Below are 25,574 nucleotides of genomic sequence, written 5' to 3'. Positions count from 1 at the left end.
ATGGAATATAAAAAGATAAAAAAAAGCAGACTTTTAGTAATTCTTCTTATTCTAATATTTCTTGTGTTTAACTTTGCAGGAAATAGGTTTAGAAACTTTAAAACGGTATTTCCTACTTTGACAAATTTCTCTGAAATCCAAGATGCAAAGGCCTATAACATCTTTAAAGAAAAGGTTTATGAAGCTCACGAAGACGGAATAATTGTCTTTAATGCAGGCGAGGGCCAAAAAGTACCAAAGGGCTACAATGTAGCATCTATCAATTTGATGGTAGATTCATCAGTGTTAAAAGATCAGCTTGTAAAAGTAAATGCGGCTCTTGCATATAAAAAAAATAAAACTGTAGATTTTTCAGCCAATAATGAACGTAATATAGCCATAATAAAAGAAATACAAAGGCATATAAGAGATAAAAACTATAAATTTTTGACTAGTGCAGTAAATGAATTAGATTTCAATACAAGTCAAAATTTTTCGATAACAGACTTAAAAGAATTGTTGGGACTTGAGGAAAATCAACTAGTAGAAAAGAGAAATTATTTGATTGAACAAATTTCAACAAATGACATCAAGTATGAGGCTGAATTTTCTGGAGTCGTTTCCTATGAGATGGATGGGCTTGAAAAGTACTATACTGATGATGATTTTAGTAAGTACAGATGGGATTATTTGGAAAGATATAATGTTCCAACATCATATGAACAGACTACTAAGATTAAAAAAGGAAGTCCAATATTTAAGCTAATTGATAACCTTGACTGGAATATTGCTGTCATGACAAAAACAAGCAGACTTATAACTGAATTAGAAACTGGAAAATTTGTAACACTTCAAAGAGGAGATGCTCGTTTTAAAGCAAAATTGATGCAAGTAAATACTGGACCGCAAGGAAGTGTCTTAATTTTAAAAATGTATGACAACTTTGAAAATTTTTATCAAAGCAGGATATATGATCTCCAACTTATTCTTGCCGAAAGACAATCTTACGAAATTCCAGCATCAGCAATCTTGGACAGGAATGGAGTAAAGGGAGTTTATGTTCAAGAAATTCATGGACTAGCAAAGTTTATTCCTGTGAATGTACTTGATAAGAAAGGAAACTTAGTTAGTGTATCCATGGGTGATAAAAGAGCAATGATTACAATTAACGATAAGGAGTATAAGACCATAACAATAAATGATTCAGTAGTTGTAGATTATACTAAAGTACCAAAGGGGAAGGTATTAAATTGACACACAATTTACGTTTAAATTATGAAGAACTTATAGGTGAAATAGAGGCTGCGAAAAAGAAATCTGTGTTTGAACAAGATGTGAGGCTTATAGCTGTAACAAAGACACATCCGGTAGAAACTATAAATGAAGCTATTTCTTTGGGTATAAATGACATAGGAGAAAATAAAGTTCAAGAGCTGGTTCAAAAATATAACACTATAGGTGATAAAGTTAATTATCACATGATTGGAAGGCTTCAATCGAACAAGGTAAAAGATATAATTGGAAAGGTGAAGTTGATACATTCAATAGATAGGTCTTCGCTTTTAGAAGAAATTGACAAGAGATCAAAAAACGCAGGACTTATAAGCCAGGGACTAATTCAAATAAATGTAGCTGGAGAACAACAAAAGGGCGGCATTTGTCCAAATGAAATAGATAAATTTATTGAAATGTGCACGAAATATGATAATATAAGAGTAAGAGGTCTAATGACGGTCGCACCCATATCTGATGATGAAGATTTTTTGCGACAAATTTTTAGGACTATGAGAAAAATTTACGACAGACTTGCATCTAATAGCTACGAAAATATATCTATGGATTATCTATCTATGGGAATGAGCTCCGACTTCAAACTTGCCATAGAAGAAGGGGCGAATATGATAAGAGTAGGTTCAAAAATTTTCGGGCAAAGAGAATATAGGAGGTAGTGATGGCAGATAATATGTTTAACAAATTTAAACGAGTTCTTGGATTCGGCGAAGATTATGACGATTACGATGATTATGATGATGACTATGAAGAAGATTATACTGAAAAAAATGAGGAACCTGAAGTTAAGTCTATAAAAACAAAAAGGTCTTCTAACAATGTTACAAATTTGAGATCTTCAAATTTGGTTATAACAGTCCATGAACCTTTGAGCTATGAAGAATCTCCTGCAGTTGTGGATGATTTAAGAGATAACAAGGCGGTTGTATTAAATTTTGAACAACTTGATGTGGATGTAAAGAGACAAATTTTCGACTTCGTTTCAGGAGCGCTATATGCTTTAGATGGAGAAATTTCCAAGGTCAATAAGGATATATTCATTTTGGCTCCATATAATGTAGAAATAGACGGACTAAAAGACGAATTGAAAAATAACGGCGTATTTCCTTGGTAAAACCGATACTTGAAAATGATTATTATAAGAATCTGGATTTAGAAAGCAAGATAGGGCTTTCTAGACTTTTAGATCTTGTAGAGATTGTTTTAAATAGAAAGATTTCAAGGACTACGGACTTCCTTGATCCTGGCATGATTTACTTAGCAGAAAGCATACTAAATCAATTTGACAACATTGAATATGAAATATTTGGAGGATACGAGGGTGCAGAGAGATGTATAATTCGTATCTCTCCTTTTTATGTGCAAAAATCTTTTGAAGATATCTGCCTTTTTGAAATTAAGTCTAGGGAAGAACTTAATCATAGAAACATATTAGGTTCAGTGCTTGGGTTGGGGATTGACAGAAATAAAATAGGAGACATAATAGTAGACAAAAAATCATCTTATCTTTTTACAAAAAGAGAATTGGCAAATTTTTTGAGTTTAAATTTCTCGAAAGTCGGCAGAGCATCTGTTGCAGTAAAGGAATTAGCCTTAAAAGATTTTGTCGCTCCAGAAATAAAATATGTTGAAAAGAGATTAATAATTTCTTCCCTTAGGCTTGATGCTTTTATCAGTGGAGTTTTAAGGCTTTCAAGAGCTAAGTCACAAGAGCTTATAAGAGCTGGGAAAGTGAAGTTAAATCATAGGGATATATTGGATGTTTCATATGTTTTGGAAGAAGATTCTTTGATTTCAGTTAGAGGATACGGACGTGTAATTTTTCATAGAATAGAGAACAAGTCGAAAAAAGATAAATTTATTATTATAATAAGGACACCAGAATGATTTATTTTTTAATTTCAATATTTTTAATTTTTTTAGATCAGATAAGCAAATTTTTTGCAGCAAATTATCTACAAAATTTAGAGTCTCTACATTTAATAGGCAATTTTTTTGGCCTAGAATATGTTGAAAACAGAGGGGCAGCTTTTGGAATATTACAAAACAAGCAAATATTCTTTTATCTAATAACGATCGCCGTTTCATTTTTTTTGATTTATAGTCTATTTAAGAGTAAAAATAAACCTGGAGTTTTAAAGTCGAGTCTTGCTTTTTTGTTAGGAGGGGCTTTAGGTAATTTCATTGATAGAGTCAGATTAAATTATGTGGTGGATTTTTTGTCTTTAAATTTTTTTGGCTACCATTTTCCAGTTTTTAATTTTGCAGATCTTTTTATAACTATAGGGACGATTTTACTTATTATTTATATATTGTGGTTTGAAAAAAATGAAAACAATTAGATTAGATTCAGGTAAAGATGTCGGTAAGAGAGCCGATGTTTTTATTTCTGAAAATCTCGACATAAGTAGGTCACAAATTAAAAACTTGATGAAGTCTGCTGAAATTTTAATAAATGGTGAAGTTGTAAAAGCGGGATATATTTTAAGCGAAAACGATGAAATTACAATAGACATAAAAGAAAAAGAGGGTCTTAAAGCGGAACCCATACCAATAGATGTGCTCTTTGAAGATGATTACATGGCTATCATAAGAAAACCTCAAGGGATAGTTGTACATCCAGGTGCAGGGATAGAAAGAGGGACTCTTGTATCAGGACTTATGAATAGGTTTGGAAATCTTTCAAATATTGATGAGTCAAGACCGGGAATTGTTCATAGACTCGATAAAGATACGAGCGGTCTTATGATAATTGCTAAAAATAATGAATTTTACGAAAAAATAATTGAAGAGTTTAAGAATAGACTTATAGAAAAAAAATACTTGGCTTTTGTGCATGGAAGAGTGGACAATAAAGGCATAGTAGAAGGCTACATTGGAAGGCACCATATAAACAGACTCAAAATGACATTAAAAGACAGCGGGGGGAAATATTCCAAGACGTCTTACAGTCCCTTAGAAGTATACTCTGAGTACAGTCTTTTGGATGTGTGCTTGCACACTGGTCGTACCCATCAGATAAGAGTGCATATGGCAAGCATAAACCATCCAATAGTTGGAGATCTCTTGTATGGCAGAAAAAATAAGTTTAATATAGAATCTCAACTTCTTCATTCCTATTATCTTAAATTCATTCACCCAATTACCAAAAAAGAAATGGAATTTATAGATGATATGCCGAAAAATTTTTTGGATTTTGAAAAAAAACTAAAAACTAAGCCTTAAAAAATTTAAAATTAAAGATACTTTACTTTAAGAGAATTGTTATATTTAAAGATGTATTCAATTCTCTTTTTTCTTGTGTTATCCTAGATATATAAGGAGTTGTTATGGAAGATTTAAAAAGAAAAATAGATTTTTGTTTAGAAGTAGAAAAAATGAATTCAGTGTTTAGAAAGACTAGATTGCTAGATAGCACTAGATTTGAAAATGATGCTGAACATAGCTTTCATGTGGCCTTGATGGCAGTGGTTTTAAGTGATTATGCTGATGAAGAAATTGACATTTCTAGAGTCGTCAAGATGCTTTTACTGCATGATCTAGCTGAAATTTATGCTGGCGATACTTTCGCCTATGATGAAGAAGGCAAAAAAACACAAAAGGATAGAGAGAAAAAAGCAGCAGATAAATTATTTTCTATACTTCCAGAAAAAGAAGCTAAAGAATTTAAAAATATATTTTTTGAATTTAACGAAATGACAAGTGCAGATTCTATATTTGCAAATGCTATCGATAGATTGCAACCTATGCTTCTTAATTATTTTTCTGGTGGCGGATCTTGGAAGGAACACAGGATTTCAAAACAAGAAGTTTTAAATAGATTGGGGCCGCTAAGCAAATCTTCTAAAACTCTTTACGAGTATATGTTTAATTTGATTACTAATTTTTTTGGTGAGGATTGATTAATTGAAAACTTATGATGTAATTATAATTGGGGCTGGAGCAAGTGGGGTATTTGCTTCTTATGAATTCGCAAAGATGAATTCAAATCTTGATATATTAATGTTAGATACGGGGAATAAAATTGAAAGTAGGCTTTGCCCTATAAAGACGGGGAAGGTAGATAATTGCATAGGATGCTACCCCTGCAATATCATGAATGGATATGGAGGAGCAGGCACTCTTTCTGATGGAAAATACAACATCACAACTAATTTTGGCGGTGAGATGCACTTACTGCTTGGTAAGAAAAAATCCATAGAACTTATGGAATATGTAGATCATGTCTTATGTAAGTTTGATGGCGGAAATGTAAAACTATATACAACAGCCAATTCAGACCTAAAAACAAAATGCCTAAGAAACGACATGCACCTTTTAGAAGCGAAAGTAAGGCATTTTGGCACGGACAGAAATATCGAAATTCTAAAAAGAATAATGGCTTATTCAAGTGAAAAAGTCGAAATGAAATTTAGAACCAGAGTTGTCGATGTGGAAATAGAAAAAGATGGAAAATTTAAAATTTTTACTGAAAAAAAAGAGGAGTTTTTGTGTAAAAATTTAGTTTTAGCGTCAGGAAGAAGCGGTTCAAAATGGATTGGAGAAATCTGCGATAAATTTGATATAGAATCATCATCAAATCAAGTAGACATAGGATTGAGAGTAGAAATTCCAGCTGAGGTATTTAAACACATAACTGATGATGTTTATGAGTCTAAGATAGTCTACCAAACAAAAACTTACAATGATCTTGTGAGAACCTTCTGCATGAATCCTTACGGACACGTTGTTGCAGAAAATACTAATGGAATTATAACAGTGAATGGTCATTCTTATTCTGACGAATCGCTACAAAGTGAAAATACAAATTTTGCCTTGCTTGTTAGGAATCATTTTACAGAGCCTTTTAAAGATTCAAATGAATATGGAGAAAGTATAGCCAGACTTTCTAATATGTTAGGAGGCGGAGTTTTACTTCAAAGATTCGGTGATTTGGTAAAAGGCAGAAGATCTGATGAAAAGCGAATGGCAAAGTGTTTTACAGAGCCTACTTTAAAGGCCACACCCGGAGATCTTTCGCTAGTAATGCCCAAAAGACAACTAGATTCTATAATAGAGATGATATATGCGCTTGATAAAATTGCGCCAGGTATGGCGAATGAAGACACACTTTTATATGGTGTTGAAGTTAAATTTTATAATTCAAAGATAAAAGTGGATGAAAATTTCGAAACCAAGGTCAAGGGACTATTTGTGGTAGGAGATGGAGGCGGTATGACGCACTCACTATCACAGGCATCGGCATGCGGAGTTCAAGTCGCAAGACATTTGAATAATTTAGATTAAAAGCAGACCGTCAAGGTCTGTTTTTGCTTATAAAAACCTACTTTATAAAAGCTTTAAGGGCATCCTTATGGTATAATAAATTATTGAGGTGTATGAGTTTGGCTATTAAAAAAAGACGAAATAAAAAAATAAAAAGTAAAAATAAAAGAAAACCTAAAATAAACCACGAAGGTCTGGGCATAATATTTATTATATTTGGACTAATTAGTTTTATATCAACTTTTTCAGACAATATGGGTCTTATGGGAAGCGTTATAAATAAAATATATTCCACTTTGGCTGGAAGCGGAAATTTTTTGCTAGCACTTCTTTTAATTTTTTTTGGAGTCGTGAACAATTCAGCTTTTTATAAACGCAAAAATCTTTATTATTTTTTCTCATCGTTAGTTGTTATTTGTGTTTTAATTTACTTAGATGGAACCAAGGACACTGATATGACTCTTGTTGCCAGGCTGAGGCTATCGCTTGAATATGGGAGCATAACTAAAAGTGGAGGTCTTGTAGGAGCCTTGTTTGGATTTTTCCTATATAAAATTTTTGGTTCTGTCGGCACTTATTTGATTCTTTTGTTGCTCATTATTTTTTCATTATTCTGTATGTTTAAGGTAAATGTTGGACATTTGAAAAATTTCCTATCGAACACATCTGACAAAATAAAGATTAATGTGCAAAAAGATGATGATAAAGGTGAAAAATCCAACATTTTTTCAAAACTCAAAAATAAGTTTATGGAAAATGATAGTGAAGACATAGACGCTTATGAAACTCCAGACTTTGAAATGTCAAAATCAAATTCATACTATGAATCTGCCTATGATAAAGTCGAAGAAATTGCTCTTGGAGTAGAGGAAGATTTTTCGAAAGATGACATGGTCAATGAGAAAATTGAACATATTGAAAAAATTGAAGATGAAAAAAAAGCTACTAGCACGAAACAGGAAAAAGCTAAAAGTATTTTATCTGAAGAGTCTGGAGACTTGGAAAAAGATAAGGCAGAATTAGAAGAAGAAATACAAAATCAAAGCACTATTAATAAAGTGGAGTACGTATTTCCGCCTGTGGAGCTTTTAGAGTTGCAAGAATCATCAGTTGGATCTGATAAGTCTGACATGGCAAAAAATGCACAAATAATAAAAGAATGTATGAATAACTTTGGCATAGAGTGTAAAATTGTAGCCGTAAACAAGGGCCCATCAATAACTTGTTATGAACTTCAGCCTGCACCAGGAGTAAGACTATCTAAGATTGTATCTTTGGCTGATAATTTATCTATGGCTCTTGCAAGCCCTGAAATTAGAATCGAGGCACCCATACCAGGAAAATCAGCAGTTGGTATTGAAGTTCCAAACAAGAAAAAAGATTCTGTTGGTTTAAGAGAACTCATTGATTCTAAGGAGTTTAAAATATCTAAAACTAATTTGCCTCTGGTACTAGGAAAGGATGTATCAGGTAAAATAATAGTTTCTTCGATAGATAAAATGCCTCACTTGTTGATAGCTGGAGCGACTGGATCTGGAAAGTCGGTATGCATAAATTCTATAATTACAAGTATTTTATATAAATCAAGTCCAGAAGATGTAAAGCTTATGTTGATTGACCCAAAAGTTGTTGAGTTGTCTGTTTATAATGGGATTCCTCATCTATTGATTCCCGTTGTAACAGATGCTAAAAAAGCAGCTTTTGCTTTGAACTGGGCAGTTGAAGAAATGGAAAAGAGATATAAGGCATTTGCAAAGACTGGAACTAGAGATCTTAAATCTTACAACAGTAAAATTGATAAGCTAAATTCTGAAGAACAGAAACTCCCGCAGATAGTAATCGTAGTGGATGAACTTGCAGATTTAATGATGGTAGCTGCATCTGAAGTAGAAGACTATATAGCAAGGCTAGCCCAAATGGCAAGAGCAGCTGGTATATATTTGATAATTGCTACTCAGAGACCATCCGTAGATGTTATAACAGGTACGATAAAAGCTAATATTCCATCCAGGATTGCATTTGCTGTTTCATCCTCAGTTGACTCTAGAACTATTCTAGATATGGGAGGAGCTGAAAAGCTTCTTGGAAAGGGAGATATGCTATTTGCTCCTTCTTATATGTCTAAAGCTGTAAGGATTCAAGGGGCCTTTATAAGTGACGACGACGTTGAAAGAATTGTAGAATTTGTCTCTGCCAATAATCAAATTGTCAAAGAAGAAAACAAGGTAATGGAAAAAATAGAACTTAAAAATCAAGAAGCTGGTTTGGATAGGGACCCTCTATTTAATGATGCCGTTGCCTATGTTCTAGATGATGAGCAGGCTTCCATATCCTATTTACAAAGAAAGCTAAAGGTAGGATATTCTCGCGCGGCTAGAATAGTAGATCAAATGGAAGAGGCTGGCATAATAGGCCCTCATGAGGGTTCTAAACCGAGAAAAATAATAATGGATTCTGATGAAATAAAAAATATGATAAGGGATTTTGAAAAATATGAAGAATAAGGTTTATTTTCACACCTTAGGTTGCTCCAAAAACGATGTAGATACGGGGATTATGGAGTCTATTCTGGACAAAAATAAATATGAATTGGAAAAAGACCCTAATAGTGCGGAAATTATAATTGTAAACACATGTGGATTCATAGATGCAGCTAAAGAGGAGTCCATTGATGCAATTATAAGATTTGCTCAGCTTAAAAATAGAGGTTTGAAAAAGCTTTTGCTTGCTGGTTGCCTAGCTCAAAGATACGCAGATGAACTCATAGAAGAAATTCCTGAAGCTGATGGCATTATAGGAACTGGTAATCTATCTGATATAAATGAAGTTTTAGACCAAGCTTTGGTCGGCAATAAATCTATAAAGACAGATACTATTAACTCTAAACATTTAGAAAACGCCTATAAAGAAGACGTCGCTGTCGTTGAATATGTTAAAATTTCAGAAGGCTGTGACAATAATTGCACCTATTGTATAATACCAAAATTAAGGGGTAAAAACAGGTCTAGGAAGATTGAAGATATATTCGCCGAAGTGTCGTATCTGGTTTCAAAAGGGACTAGAGAGATAATTCTTATAGCACAAAATACAAGTGATTATGGTATTGACATCTATGGTGAGTTTAAGCTTGCATCTTTAATAGATAAAATATCGAAGATTCAAGATTTAAAATGGATTAGGCTTCTTTATCTCTATCCAGACCATTTCAATGATGACTTGATAAATCAATTCAAAAATAATAAAAAGCTGCTAAAATATGCTGATATTCCACTTCAGCATCATTCTGATAGAGTTCTAAAAGCCATGAATCGGAGAATTAAAGGCAAAGAGATAGAAGCTCTTATTGAAAAACTTAAAAATGAAATTCCTGATATGGTTTTGCGAACCACATATATAGTTGGGTTCCCGGGTGAAGATGAAGATGATTTCAAAACCTTATTGTCGTTTGTGAAAAATGCTGAATTTTTGAGACTTGGTGTGTTCACATATTCTAAAGAAGAAGGAACGCCGGCATTTAATTTTTCAAATCAGGTTGATGAAGACGTCAAAATCAGAAGAAGAGATTCTATTATGCAAGAACAAATGAACATTTCAGGCAAATTGCTTCAAAGTTTTGTAGGAAAGAGGCTAGAAACTTTAATAGAAGAATGCGTAGACGAAACAACTTATGTGGGAAGAACTTATATTGATAGCCCCGATATAGATGGGTGTATTTATGTGAGCTCTAATAGAAAATTGAAAGTAGGTGAATTTGTAGACGTTTTAGTTACAGATTCATTAGAATACGACCTTATAGGAGAGATAATATGAATTTACCAAATAAATTAACATTTATGAGAATTTTACTAGTTCCGATATTTGTAATATTTTTCTATTTAGGGGATAGCTTTAGCATATATTCTTGTGCAATTTTCTGTTTGGCATCTTTTACAGATTTTTTGGACGGATATTTGGCAAGGAAAAACAATTTGGTAACTAATTTTGGAAAATTTGCCGATCCTTTAGCAGATAAAATACTAACAAATTCAGCTTTGATATTATTGACTAGCAAAGGAATCATTCCTGCTTGGGCAATTATCATAATAATAGCAAGGGAGTTTGCGGTTACTGGATTTAGAATAATTGCAGCATCTGAAAACATAACTATCGCCGCTGATAAGCTTGGGAAAATCAAAACTACTTGCCAGATGATTTCTATAATAGCCCTTTTGACTAATTTATCCTATCTTTATACTCCAGGATTAGTAATGTTTTATATTTCTGTATTTTTTACTATTATTTCAGGGATAAATTATTTTCATAAGAATATAGAAGTCTTAGACTTAAAAAATATGTAGTTGCTTATGGAAAAATTAGTAGATATTTTAAAAGAAAAGGGACTTAAAATTTCATTTGCAGAGTCAATGACAGGAGGACTTCTAGCGGCAGACTTAACCTCTTATCCCGGAGCATCAAATGTGTTCAAAGAATCCTTTGTAACCTACTCTAATGAGTCTAAGAACATAAATTTGAACGTAAGTTTAGAAACCTTGGATAAAAAGGGAGCTGTCAGCTTAGAGTGCGCTTATGAAATGGCTAAAGGTTTAAGAGCCAAAAACATGTGTGATATAGCAATTTCAATAACAGGTGAAGCTGGTCCAGTAGCAAGCGAAAAAACAGTTGGATTAGTATATTATTCAATTTATTTTGACGATAAGAATTATATAGTAAATTGCCTTCACCTTGATGGAGATAGAAATAAAATAAGGAAGAAAGCAGTCGAGGAGATTGCAAAAGACATATTATTTGAAATAGGAGGATTAAATGGAAAGAAATGAAAGCCTAGAAGCACAAAAAAAAGAAGCTTTGGAAAAAACCATGGCTAAAATTCAAAAAGACTATGGAAAAGGCTCCATAATGTATCTTGGAGAAGATACAAAAATGGACATAGAAGCTATACCAACTGGATCTTTAGCCCTAGATGTCGCCTTGGGCATAGGCGGAATACCAAAAGGAAGAATCATTGAAATCTACGGTCCAGAATCTTCTGGAAAGACAACTCTTACCCTGCACATAATGGCAGAAGCACAAAAACTTGGTGGAGTGGCAGCCTTTATTGATGCAGAGCATGCCCTAGATCCAGTCTATGCCAAAAATTTGGGAGTGGATGTTGAAAATCTTATAATTTCTCAGCCAGATACCGGTGAACAAGCATTGGAAATTACAGAAGCACTTGTAAGATCAGGTGCTGTAGATATAGTTATCGTTGACTCTGTTGCGGCTCTAGTTCCAAAAGCTGAAATCGAGGGTGAAATGGGAGATGCTTCTGTCGGTCTTCAAGCAAGATTGATGTCAAAAGCTCTTAGAAAACTAGCAGGAGCTATTTCAAAGTCAAATACAACAGTTGTATTTATAAATCAATTGAGAGAGAAAATCGGGGTTATGTATGGAAACCCTGAAACTACCACAGGCGGCAGAGCTTTGAAATTCTATTCATCAGTAAGACTTGATATAAGAAAAGTAGACACTATAAAAGAAGGCGAAAAGTTTATAGGAAACAAGGTTAGAGTAAAAGTTGTAAAAAATAAGGTTGCTCCTCCTTTTAGGCAAGCAGAATTTGACATAATGTATGGTGAAGGCATCTCCAAAATTGGAAATATAATTGATGTGGCAGCAGATATGGACATAATATCAAAGGCGGGATCTTGGTATTCATATGGAGAAACTAGATTGGGTCAAGGCAGAGAAAAGGTTAAAGATTTCTTAAATGAAAACCAAGAAATGCTGGATGAAATAAGCAAAAAGGTAATAGAAGCCTTAATGCCTAATAATAAAAAGACGCAAGATGGACCTGAAGAAACTGTCTAAGGAAGATGAATAAGAACTATGAAGTTTCTTTACTTTACAGATAGTCATATCAGATCTACAAATCCCAAAAGCAGAAAAGACAATTTTTATCAAACACTCATAGATAAGTTTAAAGAAGTTGGTGAAATTTGCAAAAGGGAAAAAGTGGACTTTGTAATCCATGGAGGAGATCTTTTTGATAGACCTGATACATCAATAGCAATTTCTACAGTCTTTGCGCAGCTCATAAAGGGATTTGGAGTCCCTAGCTACATAGTTTCTGGAAATCATGATATTTTCGGTCATAATCCAAAGACAATTCCAAGAACAATGATGGGACTTCTATCAGGACTTGGTGTATTTGAACTAATAAATGATAAAAAGATTATTATCGAAAAGTATGGCCAAAAAATTCAAATAACTGGAAATCCTTACGATTACAACATAGATGAGAAAAGTCAAATAGATAGGTATAAGGTGCTCGATAGAGCAGATGATATAGACTATGCCATCCATGTAGTGCATGGATTTTTATTAGATAAGCCTTTTATGCCTGGGGTTAATTCAACTTTAATAGAGGATATACTAGATACCAAGGCAGACATAACCTTGGCGGGGCATTATCATTTAGGATTTAAGACTAAAATTTTTGATGGAAAATATTTTATAAATCCAGGAGCCATTGTAAGGACATCAAATTCTCAATTAGAGCTTGATAGGATTCCCAAGGTAATAATAGCCGAGCTTGAAGACGAAATAAAAATAAAGGAAGTTCATTTAAAGTGTGCATTGCCTGGCGATAAGGTTTTAGATAGAGAATCAATGATGAACCATAGAGGCAAAAGAGCTCGACTTGTTGAATTTCAAGATCTTGTGGAGACAAGCCAAAATTTTAAAAAGTTTCACATCTTGGACCTAGTCGATGAAATTTTAAAGACGGATATTTATACTGACGAAGTTAAAATGGAAACTTTGAGGAGAATTGAAATGGCGCAAGAGGAAGAAGCCAATCTATCATGAATTATATAAAAAAAGTAATTTTAAAAAATTTTCAATCACATAAGTTTTCTGAGATTGAATTCGATGACGGTTTAAATGTAATAGTCGGAAATTCAGATTCTGGGAAAACGGCGATTTTACGTGCAATAAAGTGGGCTCTTTATAATGTTCCGGATGGGGATTCCTTTATACGAGAAGGCGAGAAGGAAGTAAGCGTAAAAGTAATTTTCAACAATGGTGCTTCGGTAGAAAGACTCAAATCAGCATCAAAAAATCTCTACATTTTAAATAAATCTGATGGCGAAGAGATGGTATTCTCAGGGTTTAGAAATACAGTGCCAAATGAAATAATGGAAGCAAGCGGCATGTTCAAGGTCAACATTTATCAAGATAAAGAGACCATAATTAATCTTGCTGAACAATTAGATGGACCATTTTTACTAACTGAAAGTCCTAGGACAAGAGCTGGAGCAATCGGAAGATTGACTGGAGTAAATTTAATCGATGATGCTCTTAGAAATACTCTAATAGATAACAGAAGTCTACAAAGAGATTATAAGAAAATTTTTGACGACATAAAGAATGTTGAAGAAAAAATAAAAGAATATGATTATATAAAAGATAAGCTTATTTTAAGAGATCGTCTTTTGGAAATTCATAATAAAATAAGAACAAAAAAGGAAAGGCTTGAAGAATTTAAAAATTTGTCGCAAAAATTAGAAGATTGCAAACTAAAAAAAGAAAGTTTAAAGAATATACTAGCCCAATACTTACATTTGGATAAAATTGAAAAAGATACAAATGAGCTAAAGTTAAAGATTTTACAATGTACAAATCTTAAAAATATATTCGAACTTTACTCTAAAAATATATCAAAATCTCATGAACAAAAAAATATATTGTTGAGATTTAATAGCTTGGATAAAGTTATACTTATTTGTAAATCGCTAATAATTGCAATTAAAAAAATAGACCAATATCATCAAACTTTCATCAATCTTGCGTTTATTGAAAAAAAATTAGAAGATGGGAAAGTATATTTAAAAAAATTTGAAAATCTTGATAAGCTCACTACAAAAGACAAACAACTCGAAAGTTTAATAGATTCCTTGGATAAAATGAACAAAAGTTTTTCAGATTTAGAAGTCTTGAAAAATTTGATTTCAAAGGAAAAATATGATTTTGAAAGCGCAGAAAAAGAATTTAATAATAGAGTCTGCGAATATCAATCAGTGTTAGAACATTTGAAAATTTGTCCTACCTGCTTTTCTAAAATAGATGATGAAGTCATAAGAAGAATTAGGGAGAATATATAATTATGGAAAATTATGAAGCCAAGCTTGAAGATTTAAAAGTCCTTATAGACAAAGCAAAAACGCAAAAATTTAAGGCTGAAGCTGCCATGGATTCTTTAAAATCTCAAGAAAAAGATCTTATTGAAAAATTGAATGAAATGAATATAAAACCTGAAAATTTAAAATCAGAAATAGATAAGCTGGAGTCAGAAATAAAATCATTATTTGATGAAGCTTATTCACTTTTACCTAAAAATGAATAATTTTAATGAAGAAAATCTCGCTAATGTTATAGAAAAAATGACTCAAGAGATAAATGTAGCCAAGGGCGAGTTGGGTATCCTTGAAAAAAGTAAAGAGGACTATCTCAATAGGCTAAAGGAGATAGACCACAAGACTGAAGTTCTAGATCAAGTGCAGACAGTTTTGAGAAAAGCAGCTGAATTTGCGCGTAATCAAGCGAAATCAAATATAGAAAAGATGGTCACATCATTTTTACAATTTATTTTTGAATCCAATATTGAATTTTCTATTGAGCTTACAACACAAAGAGACGCCAGTGCAGCAGAATTTTATGTAATAAGCACATATAACGGATATAGTGTAAAAACAAAACCCGAAAACTCTCGTGGTGGGGGCGTTGTAGATATAATATCTTTAGCCTTAAGGTTGGCATTTTTACAATTAAAAGACCCCCAACTAGACGGGCCCTTGATACTAGATGAACCAGGAAAACACGTAAGCGAAGATTATATATTTAATCTCGGTGAATTTATAAAAATAAATGCAGATCATTATAAAAGGCAGATTATAATGGTAACTCACAATAAGCATCTCACAGAATTTGGTGATAGATGCCTCTATGTTGAGGCAAATAATGGCATATCTTTAGTCAAAGAACTTTCTGCACCTCAGGTCAATTGACTATAAAGTTTTTTACTAATATAATAGTAAGAGGTTAATTATTTTATATATTAACCTCGAATGAATTTTAAACTTAAAACTTGAAACTTGAAAATTTAATAAGGAGGTGGAAATTTGGAATCTTTATTTATTATTTTATCTTATATTATATGTGCCATTATTAGCATTGCCATAGGCTTTGCTGTTAGAAAATATATAGCAGAGGGTAAATTAAAAAACGCTGAAGAATTATCCAAAAACATTATCATTGAAGCTAAGAAAGAAGCTGAAGCTCAAAAGAAAGAGGTTCTTGTTGAAGCAAAAGAAGAAATTCATAAGCTAAGAAGTGAAAATGAAGAAGACAATAAGAGAAGACGTAAGGAAATTAACGAATTAGAAAAACGTGTTCTTCAAAGGGAAGAGTCAGTTGAAAGGAAGTCGCTTTCTCTGGAAAAGAAAGAGGACAAACTCACAAAAAAGATAGAAGAAGCCAAACTCAAAAGTGACCAAGCAGATGAACTGATTGAAAAAAGAACAAATGAACTTCAAAGAGTTGCCAATTTAACATCTGATGAGGCTAAGAAAATTTTACTTTCAGAGCTTGAAAAAGAAATTATACAGGAATCTTCTGTAATAATTCGTGAAAATGAGATGAAGATAAAAGACGAGGCTCAGAAGCAGGCTCAGAATATAATTTCTTATGCTATTCAAAGGTGTGCAGCTGATCAAGTTGCAGAGCAAACTGTTTCTGTTGTAAGTCTTCCAAATGATGAAATGAAGGGCAGAATAATCGGTAGAGAAGGAAGAAATATAAGAGCTATTGAGGCCTTGACCGGAGTTGACCTTATAATTGACGATACGCCAGATGCAGTCGTGCTTTCGTGTTTCGACCCAGTTAGAAGAGAAGTTGCTAGGATAGCCCTTGAAAAATTGGTTCAAGATGGCAGAATTCATCCAACAAGAATTGAGGAGACTGTTGAAAAGGCTGAAAAAGAGCTAAATGTGATAATCAAAGAGGCTGGTGAACAAGCGGCTTACGATGCTGGTGTATATGGGCTTCATCCTGAAATCATAAAACTTTTAGGAAGACTTAAATATAGAACTAGTTATGGTCAAAATGTTCTAAAGCATTCTGTTGAAGTATCGCAAATTGCTGGAATCTTAGCTGCTGAATTAGGGCTAGATGCAAAGACCGCTAAAAGGGCTGGTTTGCTTCACGATTTAGGAAAAGCCATTGACCATGAAGTTAATGCTCCTCATGTTGATTTAGGCGTAGAGGTTGCAAAAAAATATCACGAAAGTGAAGCTGTTATTAATGGAATTCAAGCACATCATGGAGATGTTGAATTCAACTGTTTAGAAGCTGTACTTGTTCAAGCTGCTGATGCTATATCTGCCGCTAGACCGGGAGCTAGAAGGGAAACAATCGAGTCCTATGTTCAAAGACTAGAGAAATTGGAAGAGATAGCAAATTCCTTTGATGGTATCGAGAAATCTTATGCAGTTCAAGCTGGTCGTGAAATTAGAATAATAGTAAGGCCAGAAGATATTTCAGAAGCTGAAATTACGGTTACAGCAAGAAATGTTGTCAAAAAGATTGAAGAACAGCTTGATTTCCCGGGACAAATTAAAGTCAATGTCATCAGAGAAACAAGAGCCATTGAGTATGCAAAGTAATAGACCTGCCTTAGTAGGTCTATTTTTTTAGGGGTGAAAAATGATAAAATCCAATTTAATTGATGATTTCATTTCATACTTACAAGCATCAAAGGGCTTGTCAAAAAAGACAGCTATGGAATATTTCTATGATATACGAACCTTTCTTCGATTTATTTATACACGCAAAGTTGACTCTAAAATTGATTTTAATGAAATTGATCCTGATGAAATAGATGAAGACATCGTAAAATCCATAAATAAACGTGATTTTTATGCTTATATGGGCTACTTAAGTAGTAGTAGAAGAAATTCAGCAAAGACTAGATCAAGGAAGGCATCATCAGTTAGAAGTTTCTTTAAATTTTTAAAAGATATTTTAGAAGTAATTGAAGAAAATCCGGCTCTGGACATAGAACTACCCAAATTGGAAAAATCCCTTCCAGTTTATTTAACTTTACAGGAAGCTATAATGCTTTTAAAATCTGTGAAAAGTTATGAACAGAAGCCAGTTTACAGCTCAAGAGACTATGCCATAATAGTTTTATTTCTAAATACAGGCATGAGACTTTCAGAGCTTGTCGGCATCAATATAGGGGACATAAGAATTGACGGGACTCTTAGAGTAAGAGGTAAGGGCAATAAGGAGAGGACAGTTTATCTAAATGAAGCCTGCAAAAGCGCCTTGGACGATTATTTAAGTTTGAGACCTAAAATCAAATCTGATGCTTTATTTTTATCATCACATGAAAAAAGAATCTCAAATAGGGCTGTCCAAAAGTTGGTTGAGAAATATTTAGAAAAATCTGGATTAGATCCAAAAATATATTCTGTGCACAAGTTAAGACATACAGCGGCCACTTTAATGTATCAATATGGAAACACAGATATTTTAGCTTTAAAGGAAATTTTGGGGCATGAAAGTGTATCTACTACGCAAATTTATACTCATGTTGACAACAAGAGTTTGAGAGAAGCTGTAGACAATAATCCTCTTAGCTCATTTGATGTTGATAAAAATAAGAATTAATAATAAAAAATATCTCTATTTATGTAGAGATCTTTTTTATTGTGGCTTAAAATTATGTATTCTTTATACGCTATACAAAATTTATACAATGAAGTAAAATTAGACTTGCAGAGTTATGTATTATGCTTGATTAATGGTATATTCATGGCCTTTGTGATATTATTTATATGTGGAGGTTTCATTGATAGAAAAACTGAGTTTTGATTCTTTATCCTTAGATGAAGAAGTTCAAAAAGAACTTTTTGGAAATTTAGATGAAAATATAAAGTTAATAGAAACTGGATTTAATTCTAAAATTTTTTTAGAAAAAGACAGTATAGAAATTTCAGGGGAAGAATCTGATGTTCAAATGGTTAAGCAAACCTTAGTTAGCTTAGTTGATTTGATAAGGAGAAAGGCTCCTATTGATAAAAATATAATTTCTTACGCAATAGATATAGTAAGAAGCAAGAGCGAAGACAATTTAAAAGATTTGTCAAACAAAACCATAGTTTATACAGCACTCGGAAGACCTATAAAAGCAAAAACAGTGGGTCAATCCAAGTATGTCGATTTGATATCTAAAAATGATGTTGTTTTTGGTATAGGCCCAGCAGGAACAGGAAAGACTTATCTAGCAGTTGCAGCAGCTGTAAATGAATTTAAGAGTAAAAAAGTCAATAGAATTATTTTGACTAGACCAGCTGTTGAAGCAGGTGAAAGCCTGGGATTTTTACCGGGAGATTTACAAATGAAAGTCGATCCCTACCTTAGACCACTTTATGATGCTTTATTCGAGATTTTAGGTCAAGAAACTTACAACAAATATTTCGAAAAAGGAATGATTGAAATAGCTCCACTCGCATATATGAGAGGAAGGACCTTGGATTCTGCCTTTATAATTTTGGATGAAGCTCAAAATACAACAAACGAACAAATGAAGATGTTCTTGACAAGACTTGGATATGGTTCCAAGGCCGTAGTTACAGGAGATATTACTCAAATAGATTTACCTCGAGGTAAGGCTTCTGGTCTAAAAAATGTGCTTACAATATTAGACGGAGTAGATGGAATTGGAGTATCGTATCTTGGCAAAAAAGATATTGTAAGGCATCCACTTGTTCAAAGAATTATTGATGCATATGAAAAATTCGATAATCTAAACAGTAAAGATAAAAAGAAAAACATTGCTAAAAATAAAGGAAAAAATAGAAATGATAGAGATTGATTACTCAAATAGACAAGATTATCTAGATATAGCCGAAAATACACTTTCTTTTGTAGAAGCTGTTGTAAGAGAAACATTAGAAGAAGAGGATATAAAATCTAGTGCCTATGTGTCTATATCTTTTGTTGGAGATGAAGAGATTAAAACTTTAAATCGTGATTATAGAAATGTCGATGATGTCACAGATGTCTTGTCTTTTCCGATTGATGAATTTTTTGATTCAAATACTAGAATTTTGGGTGATGTCGTTATTAATGTAAAAAGACTAATGAGCCAGGCTGAAGAATTCGGTCACTCCTATGAAAGAGAATTGGGTTATTTGACATGCCACAGTATCTTGCATTTGCTAGGATATGATCATATTGATGATGAAGATAAAAAGATAATGAGAGATAAAGAGGATGCAATCATGCATTCTTTAGATCTTACAAGGTGATTATATGAAAAAGGGAGGTTTTATATCATCATTTAACTTTGCCATTCAAGGAATAATATCTTCCTTGAAGACAGAGAGAAATATGAAATTTCACTACCTTAGCGCTCTTGTTGTTATTTTTATTTCTCTTTTTTTTAAAATATCAAAAACAGAATTTCTTCAAATGACTTTTGCGATCACATTGGTTTTGTCATTAGAGCTTGTAAACACAGCAATTGAAAGGTCGATTGACTTGTTCACCCAAGAATACAATCCCATAGCAAAACTTGCAAAGGATGTGGCTGCTGGGGCAGTTTTGATAGCTGCAGTAAATGCAATCTTTACTGGATATTTGATATTTTATGATAAATTAAGCAATATAGGATTTTGGCTACTTCATAGGGTTAGAAATTCAGATATGCACATGACATTTGTAGCTTTATTTTTATCTGTATTTTTGACCTTTGCGGGTAAATTGTTGCTTGCTAAAAAAAGTGGAGGCTCTTATTTACAAGGTGGTGGAGTTAGCGGACATTCGGCGGTAAGTTTTTGCATTGCTACTATCATTTCTTTATTATCAGCAAATGGAATGATCACTCTGGGAAGCTTTTTTCTGGCAGTTTTAGTAGCAGAAAGTAGGATTGAAGGAAAAATTCATAGACCTATTGAGACTTTTTTAGGAGCTATAGTTGGAATACTTGTGGCTATTTTTATATTTAAGGTGGTTGGATAATGCAGATAAGTGAAATGATTGAAAAGGCTATTGATGCAAAAGAAAATTCTTCTTATACTCCCTATTCTAATTTTAGGGTAGGAGCTTTAGTTGAGATGGAAGATGGCTCGATTTACACAGGCGGAAATATAGAGGTGGCCTCTTATTCTCCTACGAATTGTGCTGAAAGAACAGCTATTTTTAAAGCTGTAAGTGATGGAAAGAGAAAAATAAAGACAGTGGTAGTTGTTGGGGACAATGATTATACATATCCATGTGGAGTTTGTAGGCAGGTTATAAGAGAATTTTCGAAAGCAGCTAAAATTATAATAGCAAAAAATAAATATGAATATAAGGAATACACTCTAGATGAACTTTTACCACATAGTTTTGGACCGGAGGATTTAAAGTGATGTTTAAATCAGGATATGCAGCCGTAATAGGCAGACCAAATGTTGGCAAGTCAACATTTTTAAATCAGATAATCGGAGAAAAAATCTCTGCAATATCAAATAAACCTCAGACGACAAGAAATAAGATTCAAATGATTTATACAGCAGATGATATGCAGATTGTATTTTTAGATACACCCGGAATGCAAAAACCAAAAAATAAGCTTGGGGATTATATGTTAAGTGTATCTGAATCATCTCTTGGCGAGGCTGATTTAATAATATATATTGTTGATTGCTCTGAGCATATTGGAAGGCTTGATTCTTATATAATAGATGAATTGAAAAAATTAAAAGATAGCGTTCCTATCATACTTCTTATAAATAAAATAGATGAAATTGAGAAGGACAAACTGCTTCCTATAATTGAGATGTATTCGAGCCTAAATATTTTTTCTGAAATAATTCCTATTTCAGCAATAACATCAGATGGAATAAATCTATTTTTGAAAAAAGCGAAAGAAATATTGCCAGAAGGTCCCATGTATTATCCAGATGATATGATAACAGATCAATCGGAGAAATTTATCGTAGGAGAAATGATAAGAGAAAAGGCCTTGATAAATTTAGATGAAGAAGTTCCGCATGGAGTGGCTGTATCGATTGATTCTTTTAAGGAAAAATCAAATATAGTTGAGATAGATGCTACTATATTTGTAGAAAAAGAAAGCCACAAGGGAATAATAATAGGTAAGTCAGGCTCAATGCTTAAAAAAATTGGATCTAGTGCAAGATATGATCTTGAGCATTTTTTAGGTAAAAGAGTGATGCTTCATCTTTGGGTTAAAGTAGAAAAAAATTGGCGAGAAAAAGATTCCAAGGTTAAATATTTTGGCTACAAATAATATTGAACTTATAGGAATAGTGATTTCAGATCGAAAACAAGGAGAATCCAGCAAAATTTTGTCTGTTTTTACAGACAAGTTAGGTAAGGTTTCGATTTATGGTAAGGGTCTTATGAATCCTAAATCTGGACTTTTGGCTTCAGGATCAATGTTTTCAAAAACCAAATTTTTGCTGCAAAAAGGACAAAATTTTTATTATATAAAAGAAGCACACCTTTTAGATAGTTTTTATGATATTAGGACAGATTTTAATACTATTGTTGCAGTTTCTTTCATGGCAGAGCTTTTGGATAGAAGTTTTTTAGAAGGTATGAAAAACTATAAAGTTTTTTTACTTTTTAAAAAAGCTCTAGAACTTTCAAAAACAAAGAAGAACTTGAAAGCTTTGAGGCTTGCTTTCGCACTAAAATTCATGGCATATATAGGTTATAAGCCCAACTTAAAAGATTGTCTAGTTTGTCATTCAAAGAAGAATCTCAGATATTTTTCTGCTGCAAATGGCGGGCTTTTGTGTGAAGATGACATAAAACTACTTGATACAGAGAACTTAAAAAATTCACTTATAATAAATGATGATATTATAAAAATTTTACAGGATTTTATGTTTTTAACCTTTGAAGATATAATAGGAAAAAAATATGACATAAATTTCCTTGCAAAGACAGAGGCAGTTATATTAAATTATATTTCAGAAAATCTCGATATAAATAAATTTTACTCTCTAAGTTTAGAGGGATAAGGAGGCATAAATGCATTTTCAAGATTTAATGCAAAGTTTACAAAATTATTGGAAAAATCAAGGCTGTATAATACTAGAACCTTATGATGTCGAAAAGGGAGCAGGAACCATGAACCCTCACACATTTTTGAGGTCTTTAGGTCCGGAACCCTGGAGGACAGTCTATGTAGAACCATCAAGACGTCCTGCTGATGGAAGATATGGAGAAAACCCAAACAGAGTTTATCAACATCATCAACTACAAGTAATATTAAAGCCATCTCCTGATAATGTTCAAGAACTATATTTGAAATCACTTGAGGCTATAGGAATAGATACTCTCAAACACGATATCAGATTTGTGGAAGACAATTGGGAGTCTCCAACACTTGGAGCTTGGGGGCTTGGATGGGAAGTTTGGCTAGATGGCATGGAAGTCACACAATTCACATATTTTCAACAAGTAGGTGGCATAAATTGTGACTTGGAATCTGCAGAATTAACTTATGGTCTTGAAAGAATCGCTATGTATTTGCAAGATGTAGAATCTGTATATGATATTAAATGGAATGACAAGTTCACTTATGGCGATATTTTCAAAAGAGCTGAGTACGAACATTCGCTATATAGCTTTGAAATAGGAGATGTTGATATGCTGAGAAACCTTTTTAATATTTATGAAAAGGAAGCGCTCAGAATACTTGACATGAACATTGTGCTACCTGCATATGACTATGTTTTGAAATGTTCACATACGTTCAATGTACTGGATGCAAGAGGGGCTATCTCTGTATCTGAAAGGGCTGTTTTTATTGGTAGAGTTAGGGCTTTAGCCAGAAAAGTTGCCTTAATGTATTTAAAACAGAGGGAAGAAATGGGATTTCCTCTTTTAAAGGAGGATAAATAATGCAAGATTATTTATTAGAAATTGGAGTCGAAGAACTACCATCAAGATATGTTGACAATGCTCTTATGCAGATTGAAAACTTAGCTAAAAATATTTTAAATGAAAATCTAGTTGAGTTTGACAATATAAAAACCTATGCAACACCTAGACGTTTAGTTCTTTTTATAAAATCCTTAGCTCTTCAAACGCAAAAAAAAGAGGAAATCGTAAGGGGACCATCCGCAAAGATTGCATTTGATGAACAAAATAATCCTAGCAAGGCCCTTATGGGATTTATGAAAAGTCAAGGAGTTGAGTTAAAAGACACCTATGTAGATAAAGTCAAAGATACAGAATATGTATTTGCCAAAAAAATCATAGATGGAAAAAATGTAAAAGATATTTTAAAAAATGAAATGCCAAATCTTATTAGGAGTATACATTTTGACAGGACCATGAAGTGGGGAGGCAAGAATTTAAAATTTGCAAGGCCAATAAGATGGATTCTCTCAATATTAGGTTCTGAAACTTTAGAGTTTGAACTTGAAGGAATTGTGGCGTCAAATAAAACTAGAGGTCATAGATTTCTTGGAAAGCCAGAAATTATAGTAAATGATACTAGTTCTTTTGAGAAATTACTTGAAGAAAACTTTGTAATTTTAGACCAAAATAAGAGAAGAGAAGCTATCAAATATGGTTCAAAAAAATTAGCTAAATCTGTGGGTGGTCAAATTGAAGATGATGAGGATTTACTTACAGAATTGACTTATATAGTTGAATATCCAACCCCCTTAATGGGATCTGTTAACGAAGAGTATCTAAGCCTTCCTAAAGTAGTTGTAACTACACCTATGCGTGAACATTTGAGATATATTCCTGTTTACAATGAAAATAAAGATTTGATGCCATATTTTATAACTATTAGAAATGGTAATTCTGAATTTAAAGAAACAGTAATTGAGGGGAATGAAAAAGTTCTGGCCGCAAGACTTGAAGATGCAAAGTTTTTCTATAAGGAAGACATAAGAAAATCGTCAGAAGATTATATAGAAGATTTGAAGGGGATAACATTCCAAGAAAAACTCGGAACTATTTATGAAAAAACTAAGAGAGTTGGAAAGTTGTCTGAAGATATAGGCAACTCTTTGGATGTAGGAGAGGAAACAATATCTTCTTTAAGAAGGGCAGCTTACCTTTCTAAGTTTGATTTGGCAACTAAAATGGTTCAAGAATTTACAGAACTGCAAGGCACAATAGGTACAATTTATTCAAGAGTTTGGAAAGAGTCTGAAATTGTATCTAAGTCAATAGAAGAGCAATATATGCCAAGATATGCTGGCGGGGAGCTTCCAGCCACAACGACAGGTTCAATATTGGCAATTGCCGATAAACTTGACACAATAGTAGGACTTTTTGCTATAGGTCTTAACCCGAGCGGCTCCCAAGACCCATTTGGACTAAGGCGTAATGCAATAGGTATTATAAATATAATAAGAAATAAGATGTGGGATCTATCGCTTGCTCAATTAGTAGATTTTTCTCTATATGCTTATGTAAGTGAAAATAACCTTGTTTTTGATTACGAAAATGTCAAAGAAGAAATTTTGAATTTCTTTATTTCTAGAATAAAAACCATGCTACTTGATAGAGGAGATAGATATGATATAGTCGAAGCGTCTGTTTCGGCTAAAACTAGCCTATTATCATTATTCGAACTTTCAAGATGTCTGGATGAGTATTTTAAATCAGACTTGAAAAATGAAATAGAAGCTTTCACTAGAATTAAAAATATTGTTGATAAAAATCCCATTATGGAAGATTTTAATGAGGAGCTTTTAAAGGATAAGGAAGAAAAAGAACTCTATGAAGCATATTCTAAGATTAAAGATTCCTATTATGAAAGTGTATGCGAGGGAAATTACAAAGAAGGCCTTGATACTATATTTAGCCTACAATCGTATATTCACAATTTCTTTGATAATATAATGGTCATGGTAGACGATGAGGAAATAAAGAATAATAGGCTTCTCCTCCTTTCTATGATAAATAAAGATTTAGGTAAAATTTTAGACATTAGTAAAATTATTCAAGATTAG

Annotated in this window: 27 protein-coding genes; all 27 read left to right on the top strand. The window is 32.8% G+C overall.

Annotation, left to right across the window (positions count from 1 at the left end; all coding sequences use genetic code 11):
- The 27 genes from LV469_02155 (at position 1) to glyS (ending at position 25,574) form a co-directional block, all read left to right on the top strand.
- On the top strand, positions 1-1,233 hold the full coding sequence (locus tag LV469_02155) for a hypothetical protein (GenBank protein ID UHR03110.1): 1,233 nt from the start codon (positions 1-3) through the stop codon (positions 1,231-1,233).
- Entirely contained in the window at positions 1,230-1,928 is a 699-nt protein-coding gene (locus LV469_02150) for a YggS family pyridoxal phosphate-dependent enzyme (GenBank protein ID UHR03109.1), read from the top strand. Before LV469_02155 ends, LV469_02150 begins: the two co-directional genes overlap by 4 nt.
- 2 nt (positions 1,929-1,930) lie before the next feature.
- Entirely contained in the window at positions 1,931-2,383 is a 453-nt protein-coding gene (locus tag LV469_02145; GenBank protein UHR03108.1) for a cell division protein SepF, read from the top strand.
- Positions 2,377-3,156: a YlmH/Sll1252 family protein gene (locus LV469_02140; protein ID UHR03107.1), complete on the top strand. Its 780-nt coding sequence runs from the start codon at positions 2,377-2,379 to the stop codon at positions 3,154-3,156. The genes LV469_02145 and LV469_02140 overlap by 7 nt, the downstream gene beginning before the upstream one ends.
- Positions 3,153-3,611, top strand: coding sequence for a signal peptidase II (gene lspA, locus LV469_02135; GenBank protein ID UHR03106.1), 459 nt, complete (start codon positions 3,153-3,155; stop codon positions 3,609-3,611). Before LV469_02140 ends, lspA begins: the two co-directional genes overlap by 4 nt.
- A complete protein-coding gene (locus tag LV469_02130) occupies positions 3,598-4,494 on the top strand; it encodes an RluA family pseudouridine synthase (GenBank protein ID UHR03105.1) in 897 nt (298 codons plus the stop codon). Before lspA ends, LV469_02130 begins: the two co-directional genes overlap by 14 nt.
- Positions 4,495-4,598: 104 nt before the next feature.
- Positions 4,599-5,171, top strand: a complete 573-nt coding sequence (locus LV469_02125; GenBank protein UHR03104.1) for an HD domain-containing protein — start codon at positions 4,599-4,601, stop codon at positions 5,169-5,171.
- Positions 5,172-5,175: 4 nt separating this feature from the next.
- Positions 5,176-6,555: an NAD(P)/FAD-dependent oxidoreductase gene (locus LV469_02120; GenBank protein UHR03103.1), complete on the top strand. Its 1,380-nt coding sequence runs from the start codon at positions 5,176-5,178 to the stop codon at positions 6,553-6,555.
- A 98-nt stretch (positions 6,556-6,653) separates the two neighbouring features.
- A complete protein-coding gene (locus tag LV469_02115) occupies positions 6,654-9,038 on the top strand; it encodes a DNA translocase FtsK (GenBank protein ID UHR03102.1) in 2,385 nt (794 codons plus the stop codon).
- Entirely contained in the window at positions 9,028-10,344 is a 1,317-nt protein-coding gene (rimO, locus tag LV469_02110; protein UHR03101.1) for a 30S ribosomal protein S12 methylthiotransferase RimO, read from the top strand. Before LV469_02115 ends, rimO begins: the two co-directional genes overlap by 11 nt.
- Positions 10,341-10,871: a CDP-diacylglycerol--glycerol-3-phosphate 3-phosphatidyltransferase gene (pgsA, locus tag LV469_02105; protein UHR03100.1), complete on the top strand. Its 531-nt coding sequence runs from the start codon at positions 10,341-10,343 to the stop codon at positions 10,869-10,871. Before rimO ends, pgsA begins: the two co-directional genes overlap by 4 nt.
- Before the next feature lie 6 nt (positions 10,872-10,877).
- The gene (locus LV469_02100; GenBank protein UHR03099.1) at positions 10,878-11,351 is read left to right on the top strand and encodes a CinA family protein; all 474 of its coding nucleotides are present in this window, start codon (positions 10,878-10,880) and stop codon (positions 11,349-11,351) included.
- Positions 11,338-12,381 carry a recombinase RecA gene (recA, locus tag LV469_02095; protein UHR03098.1) on the top strand — a complete coding sequence of 348 codons (1,044 nt, stop codon included), beginning with the start codon at positions 11,338-11,340 and terminating at the stop codon, positions 12,379-12,381. Before LV469_02100 ends, recA begins: the two co-directional genes overlap by 14 nt.
- A gap of 18 nt (positions 12,382-12,399) precedes the next feature.
- Positions 12,400-13,380 carry a metallophosphoesterase gene (locus LV469_02090; GenBank protein ID UHR03097.1) on the top strand — a complete coding sequence of 327 codons (981 nt, stop codon included), beginning with the start codon at positions 12,400-12,402 and terminating at the stop codon, positions 13,378-13,380.
- Positions 13,377-14,675 (top strand): AAA family ATPase, encoded by a 1,299-nt coding sequence (locus LV469_02085; GenBank protein UHR03096.1) that lies wholly within the window; start codon positions 13,377-13,379, stop codon positions 14,673-14,675. The genes LV469_02090 and LV469_02085 overlap by 4 nt, the downstream gene beginning before the upstream one ends.
- 2 nt (positions 14,676-14,677) lie before the next feature.
- On the top strand, positions 14,678-14,917 hold the full coding sequence (locus tag LV469_02080; GenBank protein UHR03095.1) for a hypothetical protein: 240 nt from the start codon (positions 14,678-14,680) through the stop codon (positions 14,915-14,917).
- Complete coding sequence (locus LV469_02075; protein ID UHR03094.1) at positions 14,910-15,578, top strand: ATPase; 669 nt, start codon at positions 14,910-14,912, stop codon at positions 15,576-15,578. The genes LV469_02080 and LV469_02075 overlap by 8 nt, the downstream gene beginning before the upstream one ends.
- A 114-nt stretch (positions 15,579-15,692) precedes the next feature.
- Positions 15,693-17,234, top strand: coding sequence for a ribonuclease Y (gene rny, locus LV469_02070; GenBank protein UHR03093.1), 1,542 nt, complete (start codon positions 15,693-15,695; stop codon positions 17,232-17,234).
- Between the two features lie 40 nt (positions 17,235-17,274).
- A complete protein-coding gene (locus LV469_02065) occupies positions 17,275-18,243 on the top strand; it encodes a tyrosine recombinase XerC (GenBank protein UHR03092.1) in 969 nt (322 codons plus the stop codon).
- A gap of 184 nt (positions 18,244-18,427) precedes the next feature.
- Complete coding sequence (locus tag LV469_02060; protein ID UHR03576.1) at positions 18,428-19,450, top strand: PhoH family protein; 1,023 nt, start codon at positions 18,428-18,430, stop codon at positions 19,448-19,450.
- The gene (gene ybeY, locus LV469_02055) at positions 19,437-19,886 is read left to right on the top strand and encodes an rRNA maturation RNase YbeY (protein ID UHR03091.1); all 450 of its coding nucleotides are present in this window, start codon (positions 19,437-19,439) and stop codon (positions 19,884-19,886) included. Before LV469_02060 ends, ybeY begins: the two co-directional genes overlap by 14 nt.
- Before the next feature lie 4 nt (positions 19,887-19,890).
- Positions 19,891-20,598 (top strand): diacylglycerol kinase, encoded by a 708-nt coding sequence (locus LV469_02050; GenBank protein UHR03090.1) that lies wholly within the window; start codon positions 19,891-19,893, stop codon positions 20,596-20,598.
- A complete protein-coding gene (gene cdd, locus LV469_02045) occupies positions 20,598-20,990 on the top strand; it encodes a cytidine deaminase (GenBank protein UHR03089.1) in 393 nt (130 codons plus the stop codon). The genes LV469_02050 and cdd overlap by 1 nt, the downstream gene beginning before the upstream one ends.
- Positions 20,990-21,874: a GTPase Era gene (era, locus tag LV469_02040; protein ID UHR03575.1), complete on the top strand. Its 885-nt coding sequence runs from the start codon at positions 20,990-20,992 to the stop codon at positions 21,872-21,874. The genes cdd and era overlap by 1 nt, the downstream gene beginning before the upstream one ends.
- Positions 21,861-22,613, top strand: a complete 753-nt coding sequence (gene recO / locus LV469_02035) for a DNA repair protein RecO (GenBank protein UHR03088.1) — start codon at positions 21,861-21,863, stop codon at positions 22,611-22,613. The genes era and recO overlap by 14 nt, the downstream gene beginning before the upstream one ends.
- A gap of 10 nt (positions 22,614-22,623) precedes the next feature.
- On the top strand, positions 22,624-23,499 hold the full coding sequence (gene glyQ, locus LV469_02030; GenBank protein ID UHR03087.1) for a glycine--tRNA ligase subunit alpha: 876 nt from the start codon (positions 22,624-22,626) through the stop codon (positions 23,497-23,499).
- Positions 23,499-25,574: a glycine--tRNA ligase subunit beta gene (gene glyS / locus LV469_02025; protein UHR03086.1), complete on the top strand. Its 2,076-nt coding sequence runs from the start codon at positions 23,499-23,501 to the stop codon at positions 25,572-25,574. The genes glyQ and glyS overlap by 1 nt, the downstream gene beginning before the upstream one ends.

Source organism: Peptoniphilus sp. GNH (assembly GCA_021307325.1).
Taxonomy (GTDB): Bacteria; Bacillota; Clostridia; order Tissierellales; family Peptoniphilaceae; genus KA00134.
Note: the sequence above shows the minus strand (reverse complement) of the source record. Positions and strands in the feature narration are given on the sequence as shown.